The 23010-nt window shown below is 33.4% G+C and carries 25 protein-coding genes; 22 read left to right on the top strand and 3 right to left on the bottom strand.

The features are described 5' to 3' along the window. Nucleotides 1–11: 11 nt before the first annotated feature. From JK636_RS19145 to JK636_RS19065, 17 genes are all read left to right on the top strand, one after another. The gene (locus tag JK636_RS19145; protein WP_202750587.1) at nt 12–362 is read left to right on the top strand and encodes a DUF1048 domain-containing protein; all 351 of its coding nucleotides are present in this window, start codon (nt 12–14) and stop codon (nt 360–362) included. Between the two features lie 44 nt (nt 363–406). Continuing rightward, nucleotides 407–595, top strand: a complete 189-nt coding sequence (locus JK636_RS19140; protein WP_202750586.1) for a cysteine-rich KTR domain-containing protein — start codon at nt 407–409, stop codon at nt 593–595. Between the two features lie 234 nt (nt 596–829). Further along, nucleotides 830–1591: an ABC transporter ATP-binding protein gene (locus tag JK636_RS19135; RefSeq protein WP_202750585.1), complete on the top strand. Its 762-nt coding sequence runs from the start codon at nt 830–832 to the stop codon at nt 1589–1591. Further along, nucleotides 1592–2356, top strand: a complete 765-nt coding sequence (locus JK636_RS19130) for an ABC transporter permease (protein WP_202750584.1) — start codon at nt 1592–1594, stop codon at nt 2354–2356. Nucleotides 2357–2942: 586 nt separating this feature from the next. Beyond that, nucleotides 2943–3278: a winged helix-turn-helix transcriptional regulator gene (locus tag JK636_RS19125; RefSeq protein ID WP_202750583.1), complete on the top strand. Its 336-nt coding sequence runs from the start codon at nt 2943–2945 to the stop codon at nt 3276–3278. Between the two features lie 216 nt (nt 3279–3494). After that, a complete protein-coding gene (locus JK636_RS19120; RefSeq protein WP_243428275.1) occupies nt 3495–4697 on the top strand; it encodes an MFS transporter in 1203 nt (400 codons plus the stop codon). 576 nt (nt 4698–5273) lie between these two features. Then, nucleotides 5274–6191, top strand: coding sequence for an ABC transporter permease (locus tag JK636_RS19115; RefSeq protein WP_202750581.1), 918 nt, complete (start codon nt 5274–5276; stop codon nt 6189–6191). 35 nt (nt 6192–6226) lie between these two features. Next, on the top strand, nt 6227–7093 hold the full coding sequence (locus JK636_RS19110) for a carbohydrate ABC transporter permease (protein ID WP_202750580.1): 867 nt from the start codon (nt 6227–6229) through the stop codon (nt 7091–7093). A 130-nt stretch (nt 7094–7223) separates the two neighbouring features. Further along, complete coding sequence (locus tag JK636_RS19105) at nt 7224–8822, top strand: type 2 periplasmic-binding domain-containing protein (protein WP_202750579.1); 1599 nt, start codon at nt 7224–7226, stop codon at nt 8820–8822. Between the two features lie 65 nt (nt 8823–8887). Beyond that, nucleotides 8888–9490, top strand: coding sequence for a hypothetical protein (locus JK636_RS19100; protein WP_202750578.1), 603 nt, complete (start codon nt 8888–8890; stop codon nt 9488–9490). Between the two features lie 22 nt (nt 9491–9512). Next, the gene (locus JK636_RS19095) at nt 9513–11165 is read left to right on the top strand and encodes a protein O-GlcNAcase (RefSeq protein ID WP_202750577.1); all 1653 of its coding nucleotides are present in this window, start codon (nt 9513–9515) and stop codon (nt 11163–11165) included. Between the two features lie 85 nt (nt 11166–11250). Beyond that, a complete protein-coding gene (locus JK636_RS19090; RefSeq protein ID WP_202750576.1) occupies nt 11251–12531 on the top strand; it encodes a 6-phospho-beta-glucosidase in 1281 nt (426 codons plus the stop codon). 121 nt (nt 12532–12652) lie between these two features. Beyond that, a complete protein-coding gene (locus JK636_RS19085; protein ID WP_202750575.1) occupies nt 12653–13594 on the top strand; it encodes a BadF/BadG/BcrA/BcrD ATPase family protein in 942 nt (313 codons plus the stop codon). Nucleotides 13595–13619: 25 nt separating this feature from the next. Next, nucleotides 13620–14471, top strand: a complete 852-nt coding sequence (locus JK636_RS19080) for an AraC family transcriptional regulator (protein WP_202750574.1) — start codon at nt 13620–13622, stop codon at nt 14469–14471. A gap of 77 nt (nt 14472–14548) precedes the next feature. Beyond that, nucleotides 14549–15592 (top strand): SGNH/GDSL hydrolase family protein, encoded by a 1044-nt coding sequence (locus JK636_RS19075; protein ID WP_202750573.1) that lies wholly within the window; start codon nt 14549–14551, stop codon nt 15590–15592. Between the two features lie 335 nt (nt 15593–15927). Further along, nucleotides 15928–16332, top strand: coding sequence for a hypothetical protein (locus tag JK636_RS19070; RefSeq protein ID WP_202750572.1), 405 nt, complete (start codon nt 15928–15930; stop codon nt 16330–16332). A 44-nt stretch (nt 16333–16376) separates the two neighbouring features. After that, complete coding sequence (locus JK636_RS19065; RefSeq protein ID WP_202750571.1) at nt 16377–16943, top strand: DUF4256 domain-containing protein; 567 nt, start codon at nt 16377–16379, stop codon at nt 16941–16943. A gap of 112 nt (nt 16944–17055) precedes the next feature. Here the strand turns inward: JK636_RS19065 and JK636_RS19060 are convergent, their stop codons facing one another. Further along, nucleotides 17056–17325: a VOC family protein gene (locus JK636_RS19060; RefSeq protein ID WP_274601628.1), complete on the bottom strand. Its 270-nt coding sequence runs from the start codon at nt 17323–17325 to the stop codon at nt 17056–17058. A gap of 33 nt (nt 17326–17358) precedes the next feature. On the opposite strand from JK636_RS19060, the gene JK636_RS19055 reads away from it, so the two are divergent. Beyond that, nucleotides 17359–17697: a hypothetical protein gene (locus tag JK636_RS19055; protein WP_202750569.1), complete on the top strand. Its 339-nt coding sequence runs from the start codon at nt 17359–17361 to the stop codon at nt 17695–17697. Nucleotides 17698–17862: 165 nt separating this feature from the next. Here JK636_RS19055 and JK636_RS19050 read toward each other — a convergent pair whose 3' ends face one another. Continuing rightward, nucleotides 17863–18462: an MFS transporter gene (locus tag JK636_RS19050; protein ID WP_338025806.1), complete on the bottom strand. Its 600-nt coding sequence runs from the start codon at nt 18460–18462 to the stop codon at nt 17863–17865. A 12-nt stretch (nt 18463–18474) separates the two neighbouring features. Between JK636_RS19050 and JK636_RS19045 the strand changes: the two genes are divergently transcribed. Beyond that, on the top strand, nt 18475–18879 hold the full coding sequence (locus tag JK636_RS19045; RefSeq protein WP_202750568.1) for a LysR substrate-binding domain-containing protein: 405 nt from the start codon (nt 18475–18477) through the stop codon (nt 18877–18879). 90 nt (nt 18880–18969) lie between these two features. On the opposite strand, the gene JK636_RS19040 is transcribed toward JK636_RS19045, so the two are convergent. Beyond that, a complete protein-coding gene (locus tag JK636_RS19040) occupies nt 18970–20349 on the bottom strand; it encodes a glutamate synthase-related protein (RefSeq protein WP_202750567.1) in 1380 nt (459 codons plus the stop codon). Between the two features lie 259 nt (nt 20350–20608). On the opposite strand from JK636_RS19040, the gene JK636_RS23710 reads away from it, so the two are divergent. The 3 genes from JK636_RS23710 (at nt 20609) to JK636_RS19025 (ending at nt 22779) form a co-directional block, all read left to right on the top strand. Then, on the top strand, nt 20609–21145 hold the full coding sequence (locus JK636_RS23710; RefSeq protein ID WP_243428274.1) for a CDGSH iron-sulfur domain-containing protein: 537 nt from the start codon (nt 20609–20611) through the stop codon (nt 21143–21145). A 309-nt stretch (nt 21146–21454) separates the two neighbouring features. Beyond that, entirely contained in the window at nt 21455–22099 is a 645-nt protein-coding gene (locus tag JK636_RS19030; RefSeq protein WP_202750566.1) for an NAD(P)H-binding protein, read from the top strand. Nucleotides 22100–22122: 23 nt separating this feature from the next. Next, on the top strand, nt 22123–22779 hold the full coding sequence (locus tag JK636_RS19025) for an alpha/beta hydrolase (protein ID WP_202750565.1): 657 nt from the start codon (nt 22123–22125) through the stop codon (nt 22777–22779). Nucleotides 22780–23010 lie beyond the last annotated feature (231 nt).

Genomic DNA, 23010 nt, shown 5'->3' with positions numbered 1-23010 from the left:
AGGAGGATAATATGAGAATACAAGATATAATAGAAGGCAAAAAAGAGTGGCGAGCGCACATGGCCCGTGTCAAAGGGCTTCCGAAAGATTATCAGATTGTTTATAAAGAGATTCAAAAATATCTCTATAAAGTAGGCCCTGTTGAACTAACAGATGGTATAGACCTACTCTCGGGGATTATAGATCTTTTTGAAGAGGGCGCGGCCTTAGAAAAAGGAGTACTAGAAGTGACAGGCACTGACGTAGCAGCTTTCTGCGACGATCTAATCAAAGATTCAAAAACTTACGCTGACATTTATCAAGAATCCGTTAACCAAGAAGTTAACAAGGCTATGAAAAAGGCTACGGATAAAACAAAGTAAAAAGGATAGTGGTCAACAAAAACATGAAGTAAGGGGGTGGCAGAGTGTGTAACTACGAATGGATATTATGTCCGGTCTGCAGAGGCAAAACAAAGGTCAAGATAGGTGGTGATACGGTACTTGAAAACTTCCCGCTATTTTGTCCCAGGTGTAAACAGGAAACTATAATCAATGCAAAACAAATGAATATATCAGTTATCAAAGAGCCAGACGCTATGACGCAGAGCCGATAACCGTGAATGAAATCACAGTTGTCGGCTCTTTTTTTATGAAACTTAATTATAAAGGAGGTCAAAGGTCTAAATGACCTTTGACGAGCAATTTTCGAGCGGAAGCGAGAGTCTTTAATTGCTCAGTGTTTCCGACTAAAAGGGGGTTAAAGTCCTAAATGGACTTTAACGGGTAAATTATGAGCGGAGCGAGTGGGGAAATTTACCCCGGGTTCCGACTAAAAGGAGGAAAAGAAAATGAAAAGAAATATCATACAAGTTAAAGGGGTAAAGAAAGCCTACAGAGATGTAGAAGTGCTCAAAGGAGTTGATTTTGAAGTAGAGCAGGGAGGTATCTTCGCATTACTAGGTTCCAATGGGGCAGGAAAAACAACGATGATTAGAATCATGGCCACTTTACTTAAAGCAGATGCTGGAAGTGTTCAAATCAATGGCTTTGATATTAATAAAAATCCAAGGGACATTAGAGGCTCTATTAGTCTTACTGGTCAGTTTGCTGCTATTGATGAAATTTTGACTGGACGTGAAAATCTTCAAATGATTGCAAAACTTAGACATCTTAAAAATCCAAATCAAGTGGCTGATGAGTTAATTAATCGTTTTGGAATGTCAGAGGCTGCAGACCGCAGAGTAGGTACTTACTCTGGAGGCATGAAAAGAAGAATTGATATAGCAATGAGCCTTGTAGGAAAGCCAAAGATTATCTTCCTGGATGAGCCAACAACAGGTCTTGATCCGGAAGCACGCTTAGAAGTTTGGAAAATAGTAAAAGAGTTATCGACTTCAGGAACTACAGTATTCTTAACTACACAATATTTAGATGAAGCAGAACAACTTGCAGATAAAATTGCTATTCTTCATGGTGGAAAAATCATTGCTATAGATACACTTGAAGGCTTGAAAAAATTATTTCCACCTGCAAAAGTTGAATATGTTGAAAAACAACCTACATTAGAAGAGATATTCCTAACAATCATTGGGAAGAAGGGGGATAATTAGATGGAATCTACAAATAAATATTTTTTCAAAGATATGGGTGTTATGTTTGGACGTTCTATGCGTCATATTTCTAGAAGTATGGATACAATTATTACAGTTTGTATCACACCAATTGCCATGATGTTATTATTCGTTTATGTATTTGGCGGTGCAATTGAAACAGGTACGGGAAATTATGTTAATTACCTATTGCCAGGTATAATGTTAATGGCTATTGGCAGCGGGATTGCATATGTAGCTTATCGTTTGTTTATAGATAAATCACGTGGTATATTTGAGCGTTTTCACTCAATGCCCATCGCTCGTTCTACAGTATTATGGGGACATGTATTAACCTCATTAATTTCAAATGGAATTTCTGTAGTAGTGATTATACTTGTTGCATTATTAATGGGCTTCCGTTCTTCAGCAGGAATATTAGAATGGCTCGCGGTATTTGGAATTCTTGGGATCTTTACACTTGCTTTAACTTGGATTGCTGTAATTGCGGGACTTGCTGCTAAAACACCGGATGGTGCAGGGGCATTCTCTTATCCAATTATCTTTTTACCCTTTATAAGTTCTGCTTTTGTACCAACAAATACAATGCCAAAAGCAGTACGTGCCTTTGCAGAAAATCAACCAGTAACTCCTATCGTAGAAGCTATTCGTAATTTGTTAGCCAATAAGCCGATAGGAAATAATATTTGGGTTGCTCTTGCTTGGTGTATAGCAATAACAGTTGTTGCTTATATCTTTGCAATGAGGAGCTATAAAAAAATATAATAACGTAATGTAGAAGTTTAAAAAAGGATTTTATAAAGTGTATAGAATATGTTCAAGTAAATATATTTTCAAAAGGGAGTAAGTACAGATGTTTAAGACTGAAATAGATAAAACTTTAGGTAAAACAGTTTTCTATCAAAACACAGTTGGAGTGAATGGCGATGATAGAGAGAAAATAGACTAATTTAAAGGCTTTGAAGGTTTTTAAGTGAATATTGAAGTGTGGTTTATGTTCCTTCAGACTAAAGAGTTTGAGGGAATTTTGTTTTAGCGGGTCGTACCTTCTTATTTCTTTAGGTATTTATTGAAGTTCTAAAAATCTTTTCTGCTTTATTACACACTGCTGACAAAAAATAGAATTGTGTTACCAGAATAAAAATATTTTTACCGTAACATATAGATATTACGGTAAATCTTACTTAAAAGTAAGTTATCTAACTAAAAAGTACGTACTTGTTAATAAAATGATTGAGCCATACAATATAAGAAAACAAAATAGAGGATAAGATATTCACTAACTTTATAAGATAAGTATGTAAATAAAAGGTACTTAGTTGGTTAATAATACTTATAGAGGTGAGAGTTTATGATTGATTACCAGGAGAAACAGTACGTATGCCTATTAGATTTAGGCTTTGAAATAATCAAGGGGAAGTGGAAGGCTGTAATATTATGCCATCTCGGTGATGGACCAAAGAGATTTCTAGAATTGCAAAGAATAATCTGTGGGGTAAGTCAAAAGGTGTTAAATGAACAGCTTAGAGAACTTGAGGAAGAGGGAATAATCCATAAAGAAATTTATCCAGAGGTTCCTCCAAGGGTTGAATATTACCTTACGGAAAAAGGAAAAGAGTTATATCCTGCCTTGAAAATGATTGAGGATTGGTCAATAAAATATTATAGAGAATATGAAAAGGAATGATGAAAGTCATTTCTTTAATTTTTTAAAAGAAATCTTTGAAACTTCACAATTACAACTTTTAGGTAAGTACATTACTTTAAAGTGCGTACTTTTTTATTATCTGATTTTGTATGATAATAACTCCTGTAGAAGTTAAATGACTTTCTTTGAAAAGGGCCCTTTTAAAGAAAGAACTTAAAAGTATATTAAATGTTTTATTATATAGGAGGAGAAACTTTGGAAGGAAAAATATTACTAAACCAGAATTTAAATAAGAAAGAAAGACTTAGCAATGGAACACTTGCACTATTAGCCTTAGCTATAAGTGCTTTTGGAATAGGTACTACAGAATTTGTTATAGTAGGACTTTTATCTACTGTAGCACAGGATTTAAAGATAACAATTACTTTAGCAGGGCTTCTTGTATCTGGTTATGCTCTAGGCGTAGCTTTTGGTGCACCAATTATAACTGCGGCAACCAGCAGAATGTCAAGAAAAACTCTGCTTGTGTCATTAATGATTGTATTTATAGTTGGAAATAGTGCAGCATCAGTATCACCAAACTTTGGACTACTGTTAACTGCACGTATTATTACGGCTTTCTCACACGGAGTTTTCTTTTCTATAGGATCTACAATCGCAGCAGATTTAGTACCAGAAGATAAGAGAGCCAGCGCTATTGCTATTATGTTTACAGGTTTAACTGTCGCCACAATTACAGGAGTACCACTAGGAACGTATGTTGGTCAGTTATTTCGCTGGAGAGCCACGTTTATAGGGGTTGCTCTACTTGGTGTTATAGCATTAATATCTACTCTATTATTAGTACCAAACAAATTAAAAGAAGCAGCGCCAGTCTCAATAAAAGAACAAATAAAACTTATAACTAACAAAAGACTCATTCTTGCGTTTTCAATCACAGCACTTGGGTATGGTGGAACCTTTGTAACCTTTACATTCCTAAGTCCAATATTAGAAAAACTGACAGGCTATACTCCAAATGGAGTAAGTATAATTCTATTAATTTATGGTATTGCTATAGCTGTGGGAAATACTATCGGCGGCAAGGCAGCTGATAAAAACCCTTTAAAAGCATTGTTCTGGATGTTTATAGTACAAGCGGTAGTATTATTTATTTTAACCTTTACTGCTCAGACAAAAGTATTAGGGACAATTACAATTATCATGATGGGATTATTTGCTTTTATGAATGTACCTGGACTTCAAGTGTATGTAGTCCAATTGGCTGAAAAATTCGTCCCTTCTGCTGTAAATGTTGCTTCTGCTATAAATATAGCAGCCTTTAACCTAGGTATAGCAATAGGTGCCTTTGTAGGCGGAATAGTGGTTGATTCTCTTGGCCTTGGCAGCACGCCTTGGGTTGGAGCTATTATGGTTATCGGTGCAGTTATATTAACGGCTATAAGTCGTTCTATTTGATATAGAGCCCCTTGCTTTATGGGGTATATCTTTAAAACTTTCACAAATATCATTAGATCCAAGCAACAACTAGATTTATAGTTAACTTGAAATATAGATAACTATAAATCTAGTTAACTATATAGATTTCAAAGTAAATCTGCCATTTGAGCTCACTCAAATCAGAATGGTTGGCCTTTAATTCATTTTTAAATTATTAAAAACCATAACTGCTGAAATACAGGAGTGAAAAGAATTTTTTAATCTTGACGTTTAACTTATTCTGGTGAGTGATGAAAAATTGTCTGTGAAGTGTGTTGTTATGATAGAGCGGAAATAGGATGGTATCAAAGGGCTAGAGAAATCTAGCCTTTTTTCTTTGTATTTTTTATGTTCCATAAAACTATTAGCTTAATGGAATTTTTAGAATATTGTGAAGAGGAATGCATAAGGTGTCAAAATAAATATAGTTTTCAGAATATATGTCAATATAGTTATATTCACAAGATAATAATTTTGATAAAATTAAGACAAGTTAAGGCATGAAATACTTAGTAAAACACAAATAAGAAGAAACAATAAAAGAGGGGGTTACTGATGAGTAAATCAAAAAATATAATGAAGGGATTTATAAAACAACTTCCACTTCAAATTATGACATTGCCAGGTATAATATTCTTAATTATTTTTAGCTATATACCCATGTATGGAATCATAATTGCATTTAAAAATACGTCAGTGCTTGACGCTACAACTTCAGGAAAGTTTGTAGGACTTATGAATTTTAAATTGATTTTAAGTGATATGCATTTTTGGCAAGCCACAATCAATACAGCTTGTATAAGTCTTATTAAGATTTTTATAGGTTTTCCAGTACCTATTATATTGGCGATATTAATATTTGAATTGAGAGATGGAAGGTTCAAAAAAGTAACTCAAACAGTTTCATATCTTCCACATTTTATCTCATGGATTATATTTGGAGGTATGCTTGTTTCTTGGCTTGGAACTAATGGATTGCTAAATAATATTTTGATTGCGTTAGGGATTTTAAAGAAACCGATTTCATTTCTTATAGAACCTAAATATTATTATTGGATTGCAGCACTATCTGATATATGGAAGGAAGCTGGCTGGGGAACAATTTTATATTTAGCCGGAATGGCAAGCATTGATACAACAGTTTATGAGGCAGCTGTAATTGACGGCGCAAGCAGATTAAAAAGAATTAGATATATTACAATACCTGGTATTCAAAGTATTATAGCTCTGCAATTCATGATGAGCCTCAGTAGCTTATTTAGCTCTAATTTTGATCAGTCAATGGTTTTGCAAAATGCACTTAACATTGGCAGGAGTGAAGTTTTAGATACATACGTTTTTAGAACGGGTATTACACAAGGTAACTTCTCTTATGCAACAGCAGTAGGATTGCTACTTTCAGTCGCATCACTTATTTTACTTGTGGCTTCAAATTTAGCAACAAAAAAATTTAAAGACATAGATGTATTCTAGTTTATATTAATAACCATGAAAAGAGGAGTTAGCAAATGAACAAAGATGGTAAGATATTCAATGCATTTAATATTGTCATAGTATCAATTGTAACTATAACGATATTATTTCCTATCATTAACGTAGTTGCACTTTCATTTAATGATGCATCAGATGCAATGAGTGGAGGTATTTATCTTTGGCCTAGGGTCTTTTCCTTTGCAAATTATAGAGCGGTATTACAAAATTCTGATATATATAGAGCATTTATAATTTCTGTTGAAAAGACAGTTGTTGGTGTAGTTACTCATGTGTTATTCACTGCAATGGTAGCCTATGGTATGAGCCATAAAGAACTAAAATTTAGAAATATTTATATGAAAATGGGTATATTTGCAATGTTTTTTGGTGGAGGTATGGTACCATACTTTTTACTTATAAAAGCTTTGGGACTATATAACTCATTCTGGGTATATATTTGGCCAGCGCTATTTAGCTTTTATAACATGATTATAATAATGAACTTTTTTAAGGATTTACCTCCGGCATTATCAGAAAGTGCGCAGGTGGAGGGCGCAGGACATTTTTATATTTTCACAAGAATTTATTTACCACTTTCAGTACCTGTACTCGCGACCATAGCACTATTTATTGGGGTTGCACAATGGAATGAGTACATGCCTGCAAGATTATTTGTTCCTAATACAAAACTATGGCCTTTGCAGATGTTATTGTATCAAATAATAATAAAATCCCAGACTGCACGTATGGTAAATAACATGACTTCAGTTGTAATACAGACATCTACCCGAGGGGTTCAACTAGCAACTATGGTTATTACTACTCTTCCAATTGTATTAATTTATCCGCTTTTACAGAGGTACTTTATTTCGGGTATGCTGGTAGGAGCTGTTAAGGAGTAATATCCCTAATAGTGACAGGAAGAGAATTATACAAATTTATCTAATCGATTATGCCGCGCGACAATAATACATTTAAATAACTAAATAAAATTATATCTTACTGAAAGTATAGGATAAGGGGAGAAAAATTATGAAAAAAACAATTAGCCTGCTTTTGATTGGTACTATGATTATTATGTCAGGATGTGGTACTAAGAGTACCGCTAATAAAGTATCCGCACTAGATGTTCCTGAAAGCAGAATAAAGGTAGATGACAAACAACCTAGCTGGAAAACAGATACTAAGGATGCAAAGTTGTCTTGGTTTGTGAATGCAGATTGGTGGAATACAAAGTATGGGGAAGACGCTGTAACATCCAAGATGAAAGAAGATTTGAAACTTGATGTCGAGTTTCAAGCCGGAAATGAAGAAGTGCTGAATACAAAGTTTGCTTCCGGAGAAATACCTGATATAGTTACTGTATTTAATGGAAGTAGTGTAATTGATAAAGCGTCTAGCTGGGCGTTACCTTTAAATGACTTAGCTGATAAATATGACCCATATTTCTACCAAGTAGCTGATAAAGAGGTAATGAATTGGTATGCAATTGATGGTAAGACATACGGTTATCCAAGCTTTTATAACACACAAAAGGATTATGACAAAAAAGTATTGTTTGGAACAGAGGCTTTTGTTGTAAGAAAAGATATATACGAAGCAATAGGAAGTCCGGATTTAAGCACTCCTGAAAACGTTATTGAAGCTGCGAAAAAAGCAAAGCAATTATATCCTAAAGTTGCGTCTTTAGGAAGTGGAGCATTTGGTACCGGAACTGGATCATGGGGTGAGACACTGCAAGATTTATTAGGTACACCCGTACAAGTAGATGGGAAGTTTTATGACAGAAATGCTGATCCTGAATATTTAAAGTGGGTAAAAGCCTTTAATGAAATATATAAATTAGGAGGTATACCTGACGATACATTCTCCGATGATGAACAGATAGTTGCTGAAAAGCTTTCTAAGGGTAATTATTTCATGTTTGTTCAAGCAGGAATTCCACAAGCACAGGTTCCGCTTCAAAAGTGGTATGCAGCAAATCCAGGTAAACAATATATTGCAGTGGATGGACCAAAAGATTCTAAAAAAAGCAAACCATTACTTTCGCAAGGTGGTTTAGGCGGTTGGTCGGTAACTTATATTTCTAAAAAATGTAAAGATCCGCAAAAAGCAATTGAACTGTTTACTTATATGATGTCTCCATATGGAAGAATGGTTACAAGCTTTGGTATAGAAGGTAAACATTATGATTTGAATAGTGATGGTAAAGCAGTGATACGACCTGAAATAATAAAGCTTCGTGATGAAAATCCAGATAAATTCTTTGCTGAGTATCGATTTGATGATGTTTGGATGTTCATGGTGGATACCTTTAGAGCGGAACATGGTGTTGTTAATGAAACACCGGCAGTTACTCAAATGTTTGATTGGACAAAGGATAAATTAGTGCCGCGCTTTGAAATGGAAAACATTAACCCAGATCCAGGATCAATTGATGCCAGAAATAGCACTAATATATATCAAAATTTCGCAACTACCCTTCTGAGCATGGTGCGTGCAAAAGATGATAACGAATATAATTCAGTATGGCAAGCACATTTGAAATTCAGAGAAGCAAATGGATGGGATAATATTGTTAAAATAGCAAATGAGAAAATTGCTAGTAATCTTAAAAAATTAGGGAAATAAATGTATTTAAATAACTATGTCGATTTTGAGAGATCAAAATCGACATAATTTGAAAGGAGTAAAAAATGGATTTTGAAAATAAAAATGGAATTTATAAAATTTCTGTTTTGCTAAGTAGACTTGTGGTAACGAACCTAATATTTTTACTCCTAAGTCCTCTAATTATTACAGCAGGTGTAACAATATCAGGTATGATGTATGTTTTGAATGATCCTAATAAACCAATAAGAAGTTTTATAAAATTCTTCAAAGCCAATTTTCTGAAGTCTATTCCACTTACAATATTTATGTATAGCACCTTAAGCACAGGTTATTTTCTCTACTTTTATATGAGTAGCAATATACTTACAATAATTATTTGGGCTTGTTTATCAGGCATTTTATTTGGATATAGTCTAATTATTTTGTTTTTATTTTCAAAATATGAAATGACTTTAGTTAAATATTTTCAATCTGGCTTTTATCTTCTTTTACAAAACTATCTTGTTATAATTTTACAGTTATTATTATTTTTCGTGATAACTTATATTGTATTGGCACAGTCAATACTGTTATTTATTATGTTTGCAGTGAGCATTAATGTATATTTATTTGCAAGATTTAACAATAAAAGTATAGAAAACTTGTATCAAAAGAGCAAATCAGATTGCGCTGAAACAGCGCTATAATGAAATTATAAGGAGCAATATAATGAATAAATTTGATGAAAATGTTTTAGAGGTAGTTGCTGATTGTCAAGACTATTATTTTAAGGGAGAATATGTAAACATTCCTTGTTTAGAAATACCAGCCTATGTGTATAGCCGGCTTTATTGTGATCCATCTACTTATTTTACAGGCTATTTTAATGAACAAAGTAAAATTAAATTTAAGAAAGATATAAAGTTTGAATACACACTTAAAGATATAGAAGAATTTCACTGTCGATTCGAATATGAAAGCGGATTAAAAAATGATGGATTTAGATTTAAAATTACAAAAAATCATATAGTTATTAAATCTAGCAATGATAGAGGATACTTATATGCTATTAGGTACATAAACTCTTTAATAACTGAGCATGAAAATAAAATATATTTACCAATTATCGAGGTAACACATACTCCTACATTGCGTGTTCGTGGAGTTTTAGAAGGCTTTTATGGCACCCCATGGACTCAAGAGGAACGCTTAGATGAAGTAGACTTTATGAGTGTTAATAAAATGAATTCTTTTATGTATGCTCCTAAAAATGACCCTTATCATCGTGAAAAATGGGCGGTGGAATATCCAGAAAAAGAACTAATACAGTTGAGAGAAATTATAAGGAAATGCCAAGAGCAATACATTGATTTTTACTATGCGATTAGTCCCGGAAATGATATTAACTATACTAATATAAATGAATTGAAAAAAATAATGAATAAATTCAATCAGGTGATTGAAGTAGGTGTGAATAAATTTGTCTTACTTTTAGATGATATTGATTATGATTTAAAAGGAGATACTAAGATAAAATTTGGATCAAGTGGAATTGCTCATGCATATTTAGCAAACCAAATTTATGATTTGCTTAAGGAAAGCTTATCTGTATTTGAACTTATGCTTTGTCCAACTGAATATATGCAGACATTTGAGACTCAGTACAAAAAAGACTTAAATGAAAATCTTAATCCTAAAATAGCTATTATGTGGACAGGACCAAGTATAATTCCTTGGAGCATTCATAAAAAAGATGTACAATTTTCAGCAAAACAATATAATAGAGAATTGCTTATTTGGGATAATGTTCCCTGTAATGATTATCTAGATAAAAGAATGTTAAGTTTAACGCCTTATCTAAATCGAACAAAGGAATTAGATAAATTTAATCATATAGGCATATTTTCTAATGCTATGCTAGAGTGGGAAGCTTCAAAAATTACTCTTTCCACCATGGCAAATTATATGTGGAATAGCAGCAGCTATAATCCTATTGTGTCTTTTAAAAAGAGTTTGAAAAGCATTGAACCGTGCATGTATGAGGAATTGATGTCCTTTTGTGAACATCATCAAAACACTGCAGTTTATTACACAGTGCCATTACATATTGCTGATGCAATTGAATCCGGCAAGAAAGATGTAATAACGAAGGAAATTGAAAAATTAGTAAATCTGTCAGAGAAACTACAAGGTATGTCTAACAAGAAGCTTTTAAGTATATTAATGCCTTGGTTTGAACAGATAAAGGCAGAGATGCTAATATGGACTCATATAAATGATGGTACATTCAAAGAGAATGAGTACAATCAATTGAAGGATGCGAAAGTAATAATTAGCAGTCAATTTATTTTAAAGTATTATGAGAAGAACATTAAAAAATAATTATGTAGTGAAAATCAAAACACATGAAAAATTTCCTAATGGATATTTAAAATGATGTTTGAGTATTCCTAGAAAAGAGGTTAATATGAAAATTACAGTTATTGGTGCAGGAAGTTCCTATTGTCCAGAAATTGCAATGGGACTTATTCAACGAAAAGAAATAATGCAAGTGGATGAAATCGCGCTTATGGATATAGATGAGTATAAACTTCAAATCGTGGGGAATTTTTTTCAAAGAATTATGAAAAATCACGGCTTAAATACTAAAATAACAATAACGTCAGATTTACAAGAAGCTGTTAAAAATGCTGATTTTATCATAACTCAAATCCGCGTTGGCAAGATGGATGCCAGAATAAATGACGAAAAAATCCCATTAAAATATAATTTGATTGGACAAGAAACAACTGGAATAGGCGGATTTTTTTGTGCACTTAGAACAATAGAGGCTATGGAAAAAATTGCTGAGACTATTGAACAGTTTTCACCAAATGCCTGGCTGATTAATTTTGCAAATCCATCGGGAATTGTAACAGAATACTTTTTAAAGCATACGAAAGTAAAGGCAATAGGTCTTTGCAACGTGCCAATTACAATTGCAGAAACTATAGGTGATATAGTAGGATGTGATTATCACGATTTACAGCTTGAATCCATAGGCTTAAATCACTTAAGTTACATTACAGCCGCATATTTAGATGGGAAGGATGTATTAGAGCAGGTATTAAAGTCAGGTAATCAAGGACCGACAATGGCTAATATGAAGAGGATAGAAATAGACACTGATTTGTTGCGTTTGATATCAGCTATACCTTCATCTTATTTAGGATATTACAACTATCGTTCAAAAAAGCTTGAAGAGTTAAAAAATGAGAAGCTTACTAGAGGCGAGGAATGCAAATTAATTGAAGAAAAACTTATGGAGTATTATTCTAATGAAGAAAACATAGAAGTTCCGGAAATGTTAAATGAACGTGGAGGACATCTTTATTCAGAAGCTGCTGTTTCACTTATTGAATCTCTTCATACAAATAATCATAAACCACATGTAGTGAATGTATGCAATAGAGGAGTTATTCCATTTCTCTTAGATGACGATGTTGTAGAAGTTTCTTGCTTTATAAGCCGTGATGGAGCGGAATCAGTACCTCTTACAAAGAACATTTCGCCAGCATCAAAAAGTCTTATGCAATCAGTAAAATTGTATGAGAGGTTAACGGTACAAGCAGCAGTTACTGGTGATAAAGACACTGTATATGAAGCACTAATGGCACATCCACTTATAGGTGATTTTGAAAAAATCAAACCAGCTGTTGAGGAAATGCTACAAGTAAACATAGAATATCTACCTAAATTCAAGGTTTAGAATAAATAAGATTGAAAAAATACTTTGTAAAGGAATGTCTAATAATGAGTTTTCTATTCTATAAAATTAAGCTCAAGAAAAAAAATGTGAAGCTAATTTTTGGGCATGGTGGTATAACAAAATGAAATACTATTTAGGAGTCGATGGAGGAGGCACAAAAACAGACTACATTCTTATTAATGAAAAATTTTTAGTTATTGATCGTCTTCAAGGAGGTACCACAAATCATGAAGCTTTACAAAATGGATATGATGGAACGTACTATGAGTTGTATGAACACATTCATAAGCTGTTAAGTCGAAATAATCTTCAGATAGGTGATGTTAAAGATGCGGTTTTTGGTTTAGCAGGCATAGATTTTTGCTTTCAACATGATGTTATATCAAAGAGCATTGTTAAAATTGGGTTATCAAAATTTTTATTATGCAATGACGGCTTTTTAGGGGTAAAAGCTATGGGACTATCAGGAAAGCAGAGCGGAATAAATTACAATAGTGGTACGGCAACTTGCTGCGCAGGTATCGACGACAGTGGAAATATGCTGCAGCTAGGAGGAATTGGAGAGCTGTCTGGTGATTTTGGCGGGGGATTGACTATTACTCAAAGTGTGTATATGCTGATTTATAGGGAGTTGTTTCTAAAAAAGGCAAAAACAATATTAACAAAATACTATTTTGATGAATTTAAAATAACCAATAGAGAAGAATTCCTTGAATCAGCCCGTTTTTTTTCAGAATCATATATTCCTGATTTTCGTAAAAAATTAGTGGAAATTTTCTTTATTGCCCTAAATGAAGGAGATGCTGAATGCAATAAGATTGCACATAAAATGGCATCAAAAGGTGCCGTATATATATCAGCAATGCTTGAAAATCTTCGATTCGAAGGTAACGTTAATATAATATTGTCTGGTTCTATCCATTCAAAAGCAGATTCTGCTCGCTATATAGATCTATTAACTAAAGAGCTTGAGAATAAACATGGTTCAATTTTTAATTTTCATATACTAGAAACAGAGCCAGTAGATGGAACAAGAAATTGGATAGAGGAGCGAAACAGCTAAGTCTAGTGTCAATTAGGAGTAGTTTATGGTCCAAGATATTTCTTATATAGAACAAGAATCAATAAGTATTTCATATGAAACTAATCAAACTCACACAACTTCTCTTATCTTGCATGAGCATGAGGTATTTGAGATTTACTACTTAACAAAAGGCAAAAGGTATATGTGGGTTGATGGTAATAATTACATTATAAACGCAGGAGATATTATTCTGATACCTTCAAATAAAAAGCATGCAACGAAGTCCTATGGTACCGAACCGCATAGTAGAATAGTTGTTAATTTTCATAAACAATATATAAATAATCTTCTTCATGATATGAAGGAATTAGATTTAATTTCGATTTTTTATCCCAATGAAAAGGTATTTACGCTGCCTCTTTCCCAAAGGCAAGAGGTTGAGCGTATTTTTGTAAATATTCAAAAAGAGTTAACATGTGCTCTTCCAGGTTATTCAATTGCAATTAGGTTAAATCTACTTAGTTTGTTACTTATTCTAGTAAGAAAAAAAGAATATATCAAAGATGTAAATAAGACTAAAAAAGCAAGTGTAAATTATATGGAGCGTATCATAGAATTTATAAATGTTAATTACCAAGAAAAACTTGATTTGAATACTCTATCTGACTTGTTTTTTATTAACCCTTCCGCACTTTCTAGAAGCTTTCGTAAATATACTGGAGTTAATTTTTCAGAATATGTTAATAACAAGCGCATAACAGAAGCAAAACAATTACTTAAAAATACTGATATTTCTATTATGGAAATATGCGCTAGCACTGGCTATAATAATTTGCCGTATTTTGAAAAAACATTTAAGGCCCATATAGGCTTGAGTCCAAGTAAATACAGAACTAGTGTGAAAAATGGAGAGTAAACTGATTGGTTTATTCAGATTTAAAATGATATAAATATGAAGTAAATTAAATTTGTAAGAAAGGCATAAATAATATTATGAAAAAGTGGATTTGTACTTGGAGCTTAGCACATTCAAATACAGTATATATGCCATGGAATGATGAACAAAAGGAAAGCTCCATTACTATAAAGAACAATATTGCAGGTGAAAAGATTAGATTAAAATTTTCAAATAATTATGGTAAGAAGTCAACTAAAATTAAGTCTGTTATTATTTGCATAAACAATGATAAAGAGAAAAAGCTTTATGTATCAGTAGATGGAAAAACATCTTTTACTTTACTTGAAAAAATGACATTGATTAGTGATGATATTGATTTTTTACTTGAGGCGGGAGATGAATTATATATTACAATGGTTTTTGAAGAAAGAAAAAAACCAGAATCTGGTTGTGAGGTTGATAATATAACTATTCCTTGCCTAGAGGAAGTGGATATATATACAGAAGAGACGCCTAAAGTTATAGTTGCTTTTGGAGATTCAATTACGAGGTTAGATACATGGACAAGGCCGCTGGCTAACAAATTGTATGCTGAGCACAGAGGAAAAGTAACATTCTCTAACAAAGGAATTAGTGGGAATAGATTAATGAGAGACTGTGCACCATTATGGTTTGATGCCTTTGGGGATGCCGCAGTTAAACGGTTAAAGCATGATGTTCTGGATATACCAGGTGTAACCCATGTGATTTTTGCTCTTGGAACAAATGATTTGGGTCATCCTGGAGAAGTATGGTGCAGTATTGAAGAACTCCCAACTTTAGAAGAATTTGTTGATGCAGTGAAAATTGTGATAAAGCAAATAAAAATCCATAACATAAAATTGATAGGAACTACAATATTGCCTAGATTATATGATGATTATTGGACGATAGAAAAAGAGAAACTAAGGAGAGCCATTAATCATTGGATAGTAAGTAGTGGTGAATTTTATAGTGTTTTGGATTTCGATAAAGTTGTTCATAAAAAAAATGGTGAACCAGGTATGATGAAGGAATTTGATAGTGGAGATGGGCTGCACCCAAGTGAACAAGGTGGATTGGCAATTATGAAGTCTATCAATACTGAAATCTTTTTCTGATAATAACGTAAGTTAAAAATGCTCTCTGAGGTAAAATCGGAGAGCATTTTTAATATAGGTTTCTAACATACATGATTTTTGCTCACTCAAATAGCGATTTACTAATTGAAACTATGTTGTTGGACTTATTACTAAAAACATAATCGTAGTAATAATAAATGGACTCGTCAATAATTGTATTAAGATAAGTATTTAAGTCAGAATGGTTGACCTTTAATTCATTAAGCTTTCTTATAAAATAGATAATTTATTTATAGGCACAATTGCTGTTTTTACAACCTATGGTATAATTTTATCAATATGTGATAGAATCAAGTTATAAAGGGGAGATTATTTTGAAAAAGCTGTTTGATGAGACCTATGAATATAACAGAACGGTTTGGTATCTATTTGAAGAAGATGATAATTCTATGCACTATATTTTTAGCCAGCCAAACGAATATGGAGGAAGAATTATTAGTTCAGGCGATTATTCAATACTGGCTGACAGCATAAAAAGGTTGATAGCTGATGATTTGCAGAATACTTTTGAAGAGAAGCCCACCGAAACTCACTGGATTTTTTACAGCAGCATAGTTGATGATGACGCAATTGGGGACAAAGTTAGATTTTCTATATTAGTCAGGCTTAAAAATGGAAGTTATTCTTGCAATATCAATGTAAGTGATTATATATTTGCAACCTCATTTGATGAAATCATAAAGATTAAAAATATAATTGAGGCATCTTTAAATCTGTAAAATGGTATACATAATAAATCATATTTTAAAAAGGAGTTTTAATTATGGAAAATGAAAAAAAGGAGTTACTATCAGAGCAACGTGAAGAAGTACTCAATATTTTGAAAGAACGTTTTGAGAAAAATATGAACCGACATAATAATATTGAATGGGCTAAAGTGCAGGCAAAGCTTGAAGCTAATGCTGAAAAACTATGGTCACTCAGTGAGATGGAGAAAACCGGCGGCGAACCAGATGTTATTGGTCATGATAATGAGACGGGTGAATACATTTTTTATGATTGTTCTGCAGAAAGTCCTAAAGGTCGTAGAAGTATTTGTTACGATAGGGAGGCACTGGAGTCAAGAAAAGAACCTAAACCCCAAAATTGCGCTATGGATATGGCTGCTGGCATGGGTATCGAGCTTTTAACTGAGGAACAATACCGAGAGCTGCAGACACTTGGAAATTTCGATATGAAAACATCCAGCTGGGTGAAAACACCTGACAATATCAGAAAACTCGGCGGGGCAATCTTTTGTGATCGTCGGTACGACACTGTTTTTGTGTATCATAATGGTGCAGAATCTTATTATGGTGTTAGAGCGTTCCGGGGCTCGCTTAGGGTCTAAATTTTGCACAGCTCAATAAAGCCCCTCGTCGTCACAATATTGTTCAAGGATAGTTACTTCTTTATGAAATAGTAATAACCGCTCTTTTAAGCGGCTATTACTATTTTTCTTTTTAAAAAGCATTCCCGCTGTCGTGGGCAAATTGCCAGTTGATACCGAACTTATCGGTTAAAAAGCCGTACAAGCCGATCCAAATTGTCTCTTGAAGCTCCATGATTACTTGACCACCATCGTTCTTTAGGCGGTTAAAAATGCCAGTGATTTCATCCTTATCCTTTGAGATATAAGCCAGGTTGAAATTACCGCCTTGAGTAACAGGCATCCCAGGCAAGCAATCGGAGAACATGACATCATTTCCTGTAATGTTTAAGTAGGTGTGCATTCCGCACTTTCAAGCGAAGAAACAAAGCAGGCTATGAGTAAGCTAAAAGCGCTTATCCCCAAAGAAAAACAGAATGAAATCGACGAACTCACAAGCCGAATCGACATTGACCTTATCCCGTGGCAAAAGGACAGCATGTGTGAGGGTTATTTTCATACGGATGTTGATTTATCTACATTAAGCAAAGAACTTGATTACGATATACCGCAAGTTATAGTGAAAATCAGATTTGACGATACGCTTAAAGGTCAGCTTTTAAGTTATTTGGGTGATATTGACATTGGACATGAAAATGTGAAAAGCTCATTCAAAAGGCTGAGGCGGTACTTGGGGTTTACGAGCAGAACCTCAAGTCTTAAAGGAATGGGATAATTGATAAGGTAAGAAGATTATTGTTACTTTATTAGATGGTACAGAAATAAAGTGCTTAATAAAATGAAGGAAATTAAACAAGCCAGTTAAGGTGAATTGTTTTCACTTTGACTGGCTTGTTTATTATAGAGCTGCTTTCTTTTTATAACCTGTTGGAAAAGAACTCTAACTTGCAATTTCCTCAGCATCATTTTCAGAAGAAACATCGTACTGAGGTTTCTCTTTCTTTCCTGTCAGTACAAAATATAAAAGAGCAGTAACCGCAATTAAAACTACTCCAAATACATAAACGCTGCGATAGCCAAGAGTATTTGCTGCAATTCCTAAGATAAATGCGCCAATAGCCATTCCTGCATCCATGGAGTTAAAGAATAAAGAGTTAGCGATTCCAACTCTATGTGATTCCACAGAACTGATAGTTTGTGTTTGAAATACAGGGGTTACTGAGCCATAGCCTATACCAATAAAAGCACCGGCAAGGAGCATCATGCCGCTAAATCTAGTTTGGCTTAACAAAAGCATTCCTACCGCAAAAATAATTAAGCAAGGATAAATAATTGCTTTTGAACCGAATTTATCAGACCAACGTCCTGTAAATGGACGAGAGATTAAAACAAATACAGCATAAATAATAAAGAAAGTACTTGCAGTTTCTACCATGCCTATATTTTTTGCATATAGGGATAAAAAGGCTGAAACGCCTGAGTAAGCACAAGCTAAAATAAAGGTAGCAAGCGCAAAAGGTGCGGCATTTTTATCGAATATATCATTCCAATTATGAATAAAGAATTATTTTTGATAGTTCATAAAAGCCACTGGCTTTCGTATAGGAAGGAAGTTGATTTGTGTGAGGTAGCAAATGATCCGTTTATTCTTTATAAGTCTGAAACTTCACTGCATGATTTTGTTGAAGAGCTTTGCCATGAGGCTGGATTTCATCCTAAAATATCTTTTGAAGCTTTTGAAGAAAGAACCGTTGCCGGACTTGTGGGAGCAAAATTAGGCGTCGCACTAATTCCCTTCATACCAGGGCTTGATATGGAGAAAATTTCACTTATTCATGTTCGGAATCCGCGTTGTCTATTAAAAATTCAGATGGTCTGCCGAAAAGATGGATATGTTTCTCCGGCTTTAATGGATTTTAAAGCTTATGTAGAAAACAGTATAGGTTTTAATAAATAGAAATATTAGAATAAAAGATAAACCGGCTAAGGGGGATATAGTCACCTTGGCCAGTTTTCATTATCAAGGATCCTTTTAGCAAAAAAGGTTCTATGCATGCCTGATATTTGTAAATTCAGATATTTCCTTATTAATGGTACATAAATCTTCAACGCAAATGTCATGGATATTTGAATGTCCGGTAATTCTTCCAAAGGTTTTTAGCTCTTCCAATGAAAGATTTAAAAAATTTGCTACTCTCTTAGAGGAAGCTTCTACATTTAGCCGTTTTCTAAGTTCAGGGTTATGTGTTGCAACACCCGCTGGGCACAATCCAGTTCCACATATTCGATACTGCTGACAGGCTGCTGCTATGAGTGCCGCGGAACCAATTGCAACTGCATCTGCACCCATAGCCAGAGCCTTTGCAAAATCAGAAGATACCCGAAGTCCCCCGGTAATAACAAGCTGTATTTTTGACTCAACTGAATCTAAATATTTTCGTGCTCTATATAATGCATAAATGGTTGGAACGCTTGTGGCATCTCTTATAATCTCAGGACTTGCCGCAGTTGCTCCGCCTCTTCCATCAATTGTAATGAAGTCAGGTTCTGCAAACACGCAATATTCTAAATCACTCTCAATCCTGCAGGCAGCAATTTTAATACCGATTGGTCTTCCCCCTGATTCCGCTCTTAGTTTACTTACTAACTCTCTCAGATCTTCTTTTGAATTAATATTTTCAAATTTAGATGGACTGATAACATCCTGTCCCACTTCTTTATTTCTTATTTTGGCTATTTCCTCAGTTACTTTGCATCCAGGAAGAAGTCCACCCATTCCAGGTTTGCTTCCCTGTCCTATTTTAATTTCAATAGCATCTGAATTTTGAAGATTTTCTCTAGTAACGCTATAAAGATTTGGCACATATTCAAATATGTATTTATAAGAAGCATTCATTTCTTCTGGAAGAATTCCACCTTCACCGCTGCACATTGCAGTTTTAGCCAACGCACTTCCTTTTGCTAAAGCAATTTTTGCTTCTTTAGATAAAGCTCCAAAGGACATATGTGAAATATAAACAGGGTTTTCAAGTACCATTGGGTTTTTGGCATATTTGCCTATTATTGTTGTGGGGTTAACCTCAGCAAATTCATCTAAGGGAGGTGGATTTAGCTGATTTCCCAATATAAGAATATCATCCCAGTTTGGAATATACATTCTGGTACCCATTGAACCAATAATTTGCTTTCCTGTAACCGCCATTTTATGTATTTCATCCATATATCGCTCGCTTCTATCATCTCTTGCATATTCCTTTGGATAGGACAAATCATTTTCTTTTTTATTAATTTCTTTAACTTTGTCTATTTCTTTAATGTCTTGTATTTTTTCAAAAGCACTGGCAGGTTGTTTACACACTGGACATTTTTCAGGTGGTGCATCTCCTTTGTGAATATAACCGCATACTTTGCACTTATAAGTTGACATAAATTAATTCCTCCTATTGCTAAGTTGAGCAGATGAAATCTATTATTTGAGGCACAAAAAATTCTTTCATTAATGCACTGAATTAGTTTTTGCTTATTGCATTAATTTATGTAATAGAGGGTTGTAACTATAAACTTAATGGTGTTTTCTTTATTTAATTAAAGCTGATGCATACATTGGTTTTAAATAAGAAACATTAATAATAGACATCACAATTAGAAAACTTAGAAAAAATAAAAACTACAGGAGGATAATTCAAATGTTCAAATCATTACTTTCTTTTTTTAAGGGCGATAAAAAAGGTGATAAACCAACCGAAAAACCTGCTGAAATAAAAAGACCTATTGTAAAACAATATTCTCCTATCCAAGTTAATCTTAAAAAGGGAGAAACTTATTACTACTGTACTTGTGGAAAAAGTTCTAAGCAGCCTTTCTGCGATGGTTCACATGAAGGCACTCAATTTAAACCTATGGCTTTCACGGCTGAAAAAGATGAAGCAGCATATTTATGTGCATGCAAACAAACTAAAAATCCACCATACTGCGATGGCTCACATAAGAAAGCTATAGTAGCTCAAAAAGCGCCTATAGCCGTTGAACTGAAAAAAGGAGAAACTTACTACTACTGTACATGTGGAAGAAGTTCTAATCAGCCATTTTGTAATGGAGCACACGAAGGGACAACCTTTAAACCTATGGCATTTACTGCTGAAAAGGATGAAACAGCTTATCTATGTGCCTGCAAGCAGACTAAAAACCCACCATATTGTGATGGATCACACAAAAATCTTTAATTTAAATCTTCACTAAATTTTATTAAAATTATTCTATGTATTATATTATTTATGCATGGAATAATTTTTTTTATATGATTAACAGGTGTAAATCATAAAAGAATAAAATTTAAATAATAATTATTCTTGACAACCAGTAAAGTAAGGTATTATAATTAGGTTACATAAAGTAATTAATGGTTAAAAAGTTACTTAAGTTTCTATATATAAAGCAAAAATCCTTGGAGATTGGATATTTGCTTAGCATAATGTAAGAATTTAATGCTTTATATATAAGTAGAATTAAATAAAATTGGAGGTAATTTATATATGAAAATTGGAATTATAGGAGCAACAGGAAAGGCTGGAAGTGATATTTATAAGGAAGCAATTACCCGTGGACATGAGGTAACAGCTATAGTTAGAGAAGAGATAAAAGCAAAAAGCCTTTTAGGTGACAAAGTTACAGTTCTTGAAAAAGATGCCTTTGACTTAACACGTGAAGACTTGAATAGCTTTGATGTAATTGTAAATGCCTTTGCTACAGAACCATCAAAGGCTTATAGACATGTGGATTTAGCAGCAAAGTTAGTTGCATTATTTAGGGAAGCAAAATCACCTCGTATTATCTTTATTCTTGGTGCAGGCAGCTTAAAAACAGGTGAAGATAAGCACTTGTTTGTAGAAGATATTAAAGTAATGCCTGGCAGTGAGGCGTGGGTTTCAATTCCAGAAAATCAATTAAAAGAATTACTTTTCTTAAAAGAAGTAGACAATGTAAATTGGGTTGGGATATCTCCTTCTGCAATATTTGAGCCTGGGGAGAAGAAGGATGTTGTTCTTGGACAAGATGAATTACTTATTGCACCAGACGGATCATCTCATACAACCACTGGTACAATGGCATTGGCAGTTTTAGATGAAATTGAAAATCCAAAGCATCATCAAGAGAGATTTACAGTCAGAGATAAATAAATTGAAATGACGGAGGAGCATATATGGAGAATTTATTTTCATATAAAATTTCTCTTCCGGCTAACATAAAAGATGGAGAAAAGTATCCTGCAATTTATGTAATGCATGGAATGGGAAGTAATGAAGCAGATATACTCAGTTTAGTAGAGGAACTTAAAAATGATTTTATACTGATAGGAATAAGAGGTTCTATAATTCAAGGAAGTGGTTATGCATATTTTTCAATAAAAGGTTATGGAAATCCGGACAGGGAGTCCTTTGATAATGCAATAAAAAATTTAGAAGAGTTTATTTATAAGGCAGCTGAAACTTACCCAATTGATGTAAATAAGCAGTATCTTTTAGGGTTTAGTCAAGGTGCTATTCTTTCAATGTCCTTAGCTCTTGTTTTGGGCAATAATATAAGGGGTATTGCAGCTTTAAGCGGATATATACCAAGGTTTGTAAAAGAGGAATATAAGATAAAGCCTGTTGAAGACGTAGCCATATTTATTTCACACGGAGAATTTGATCCAATATTTCCACTTCATATTGGTGAGGAAAATTATAAGTTTTTTAAAGAGAGAAGCAAAAATGTAAGCTTTAGATTATATCCAGCTGGGCATGAGGTTTTATTAAAAAATAAGAATGATATTATTAAATGGTTAAATGATGAGAAACAAAAGAGTGTGGAAAAATGAAGAGATAACCTAGCCAGTAAAAGCGAAGTAAATTGCTTTTACTGGCTATTTTTGTTTTAGTGAGAATATGTGAATTTTATATAATGGTATTGCAATGATTTTTTAAAAAGCAATGTAGGATGTTTTATTTTTATGTATAATTAATATAGTTAATGTTATTTTTGGTGTAAGGTTTGAAATACAAGTATACAGATGAATTAGATGAGTTTAAGATAAAACTTATAAATAGGA

Origin of the sequence: Clostridium rhizosphaerae, from assembly GCF_016765585.1 — a bacterium.
Classification (GTDB): domain Bacteria; phylum Bacillota; class Clostridia; order Clostridiales; family Clostridiaceae; genus Clostridium_AT; species Clostridium_AT rhizosphaerae.
The sequence above is the reverse complement of the archived record's forward strand: the minus strand, read 5'-3'. Positions and strand labels throughout refer to the sequence as shown.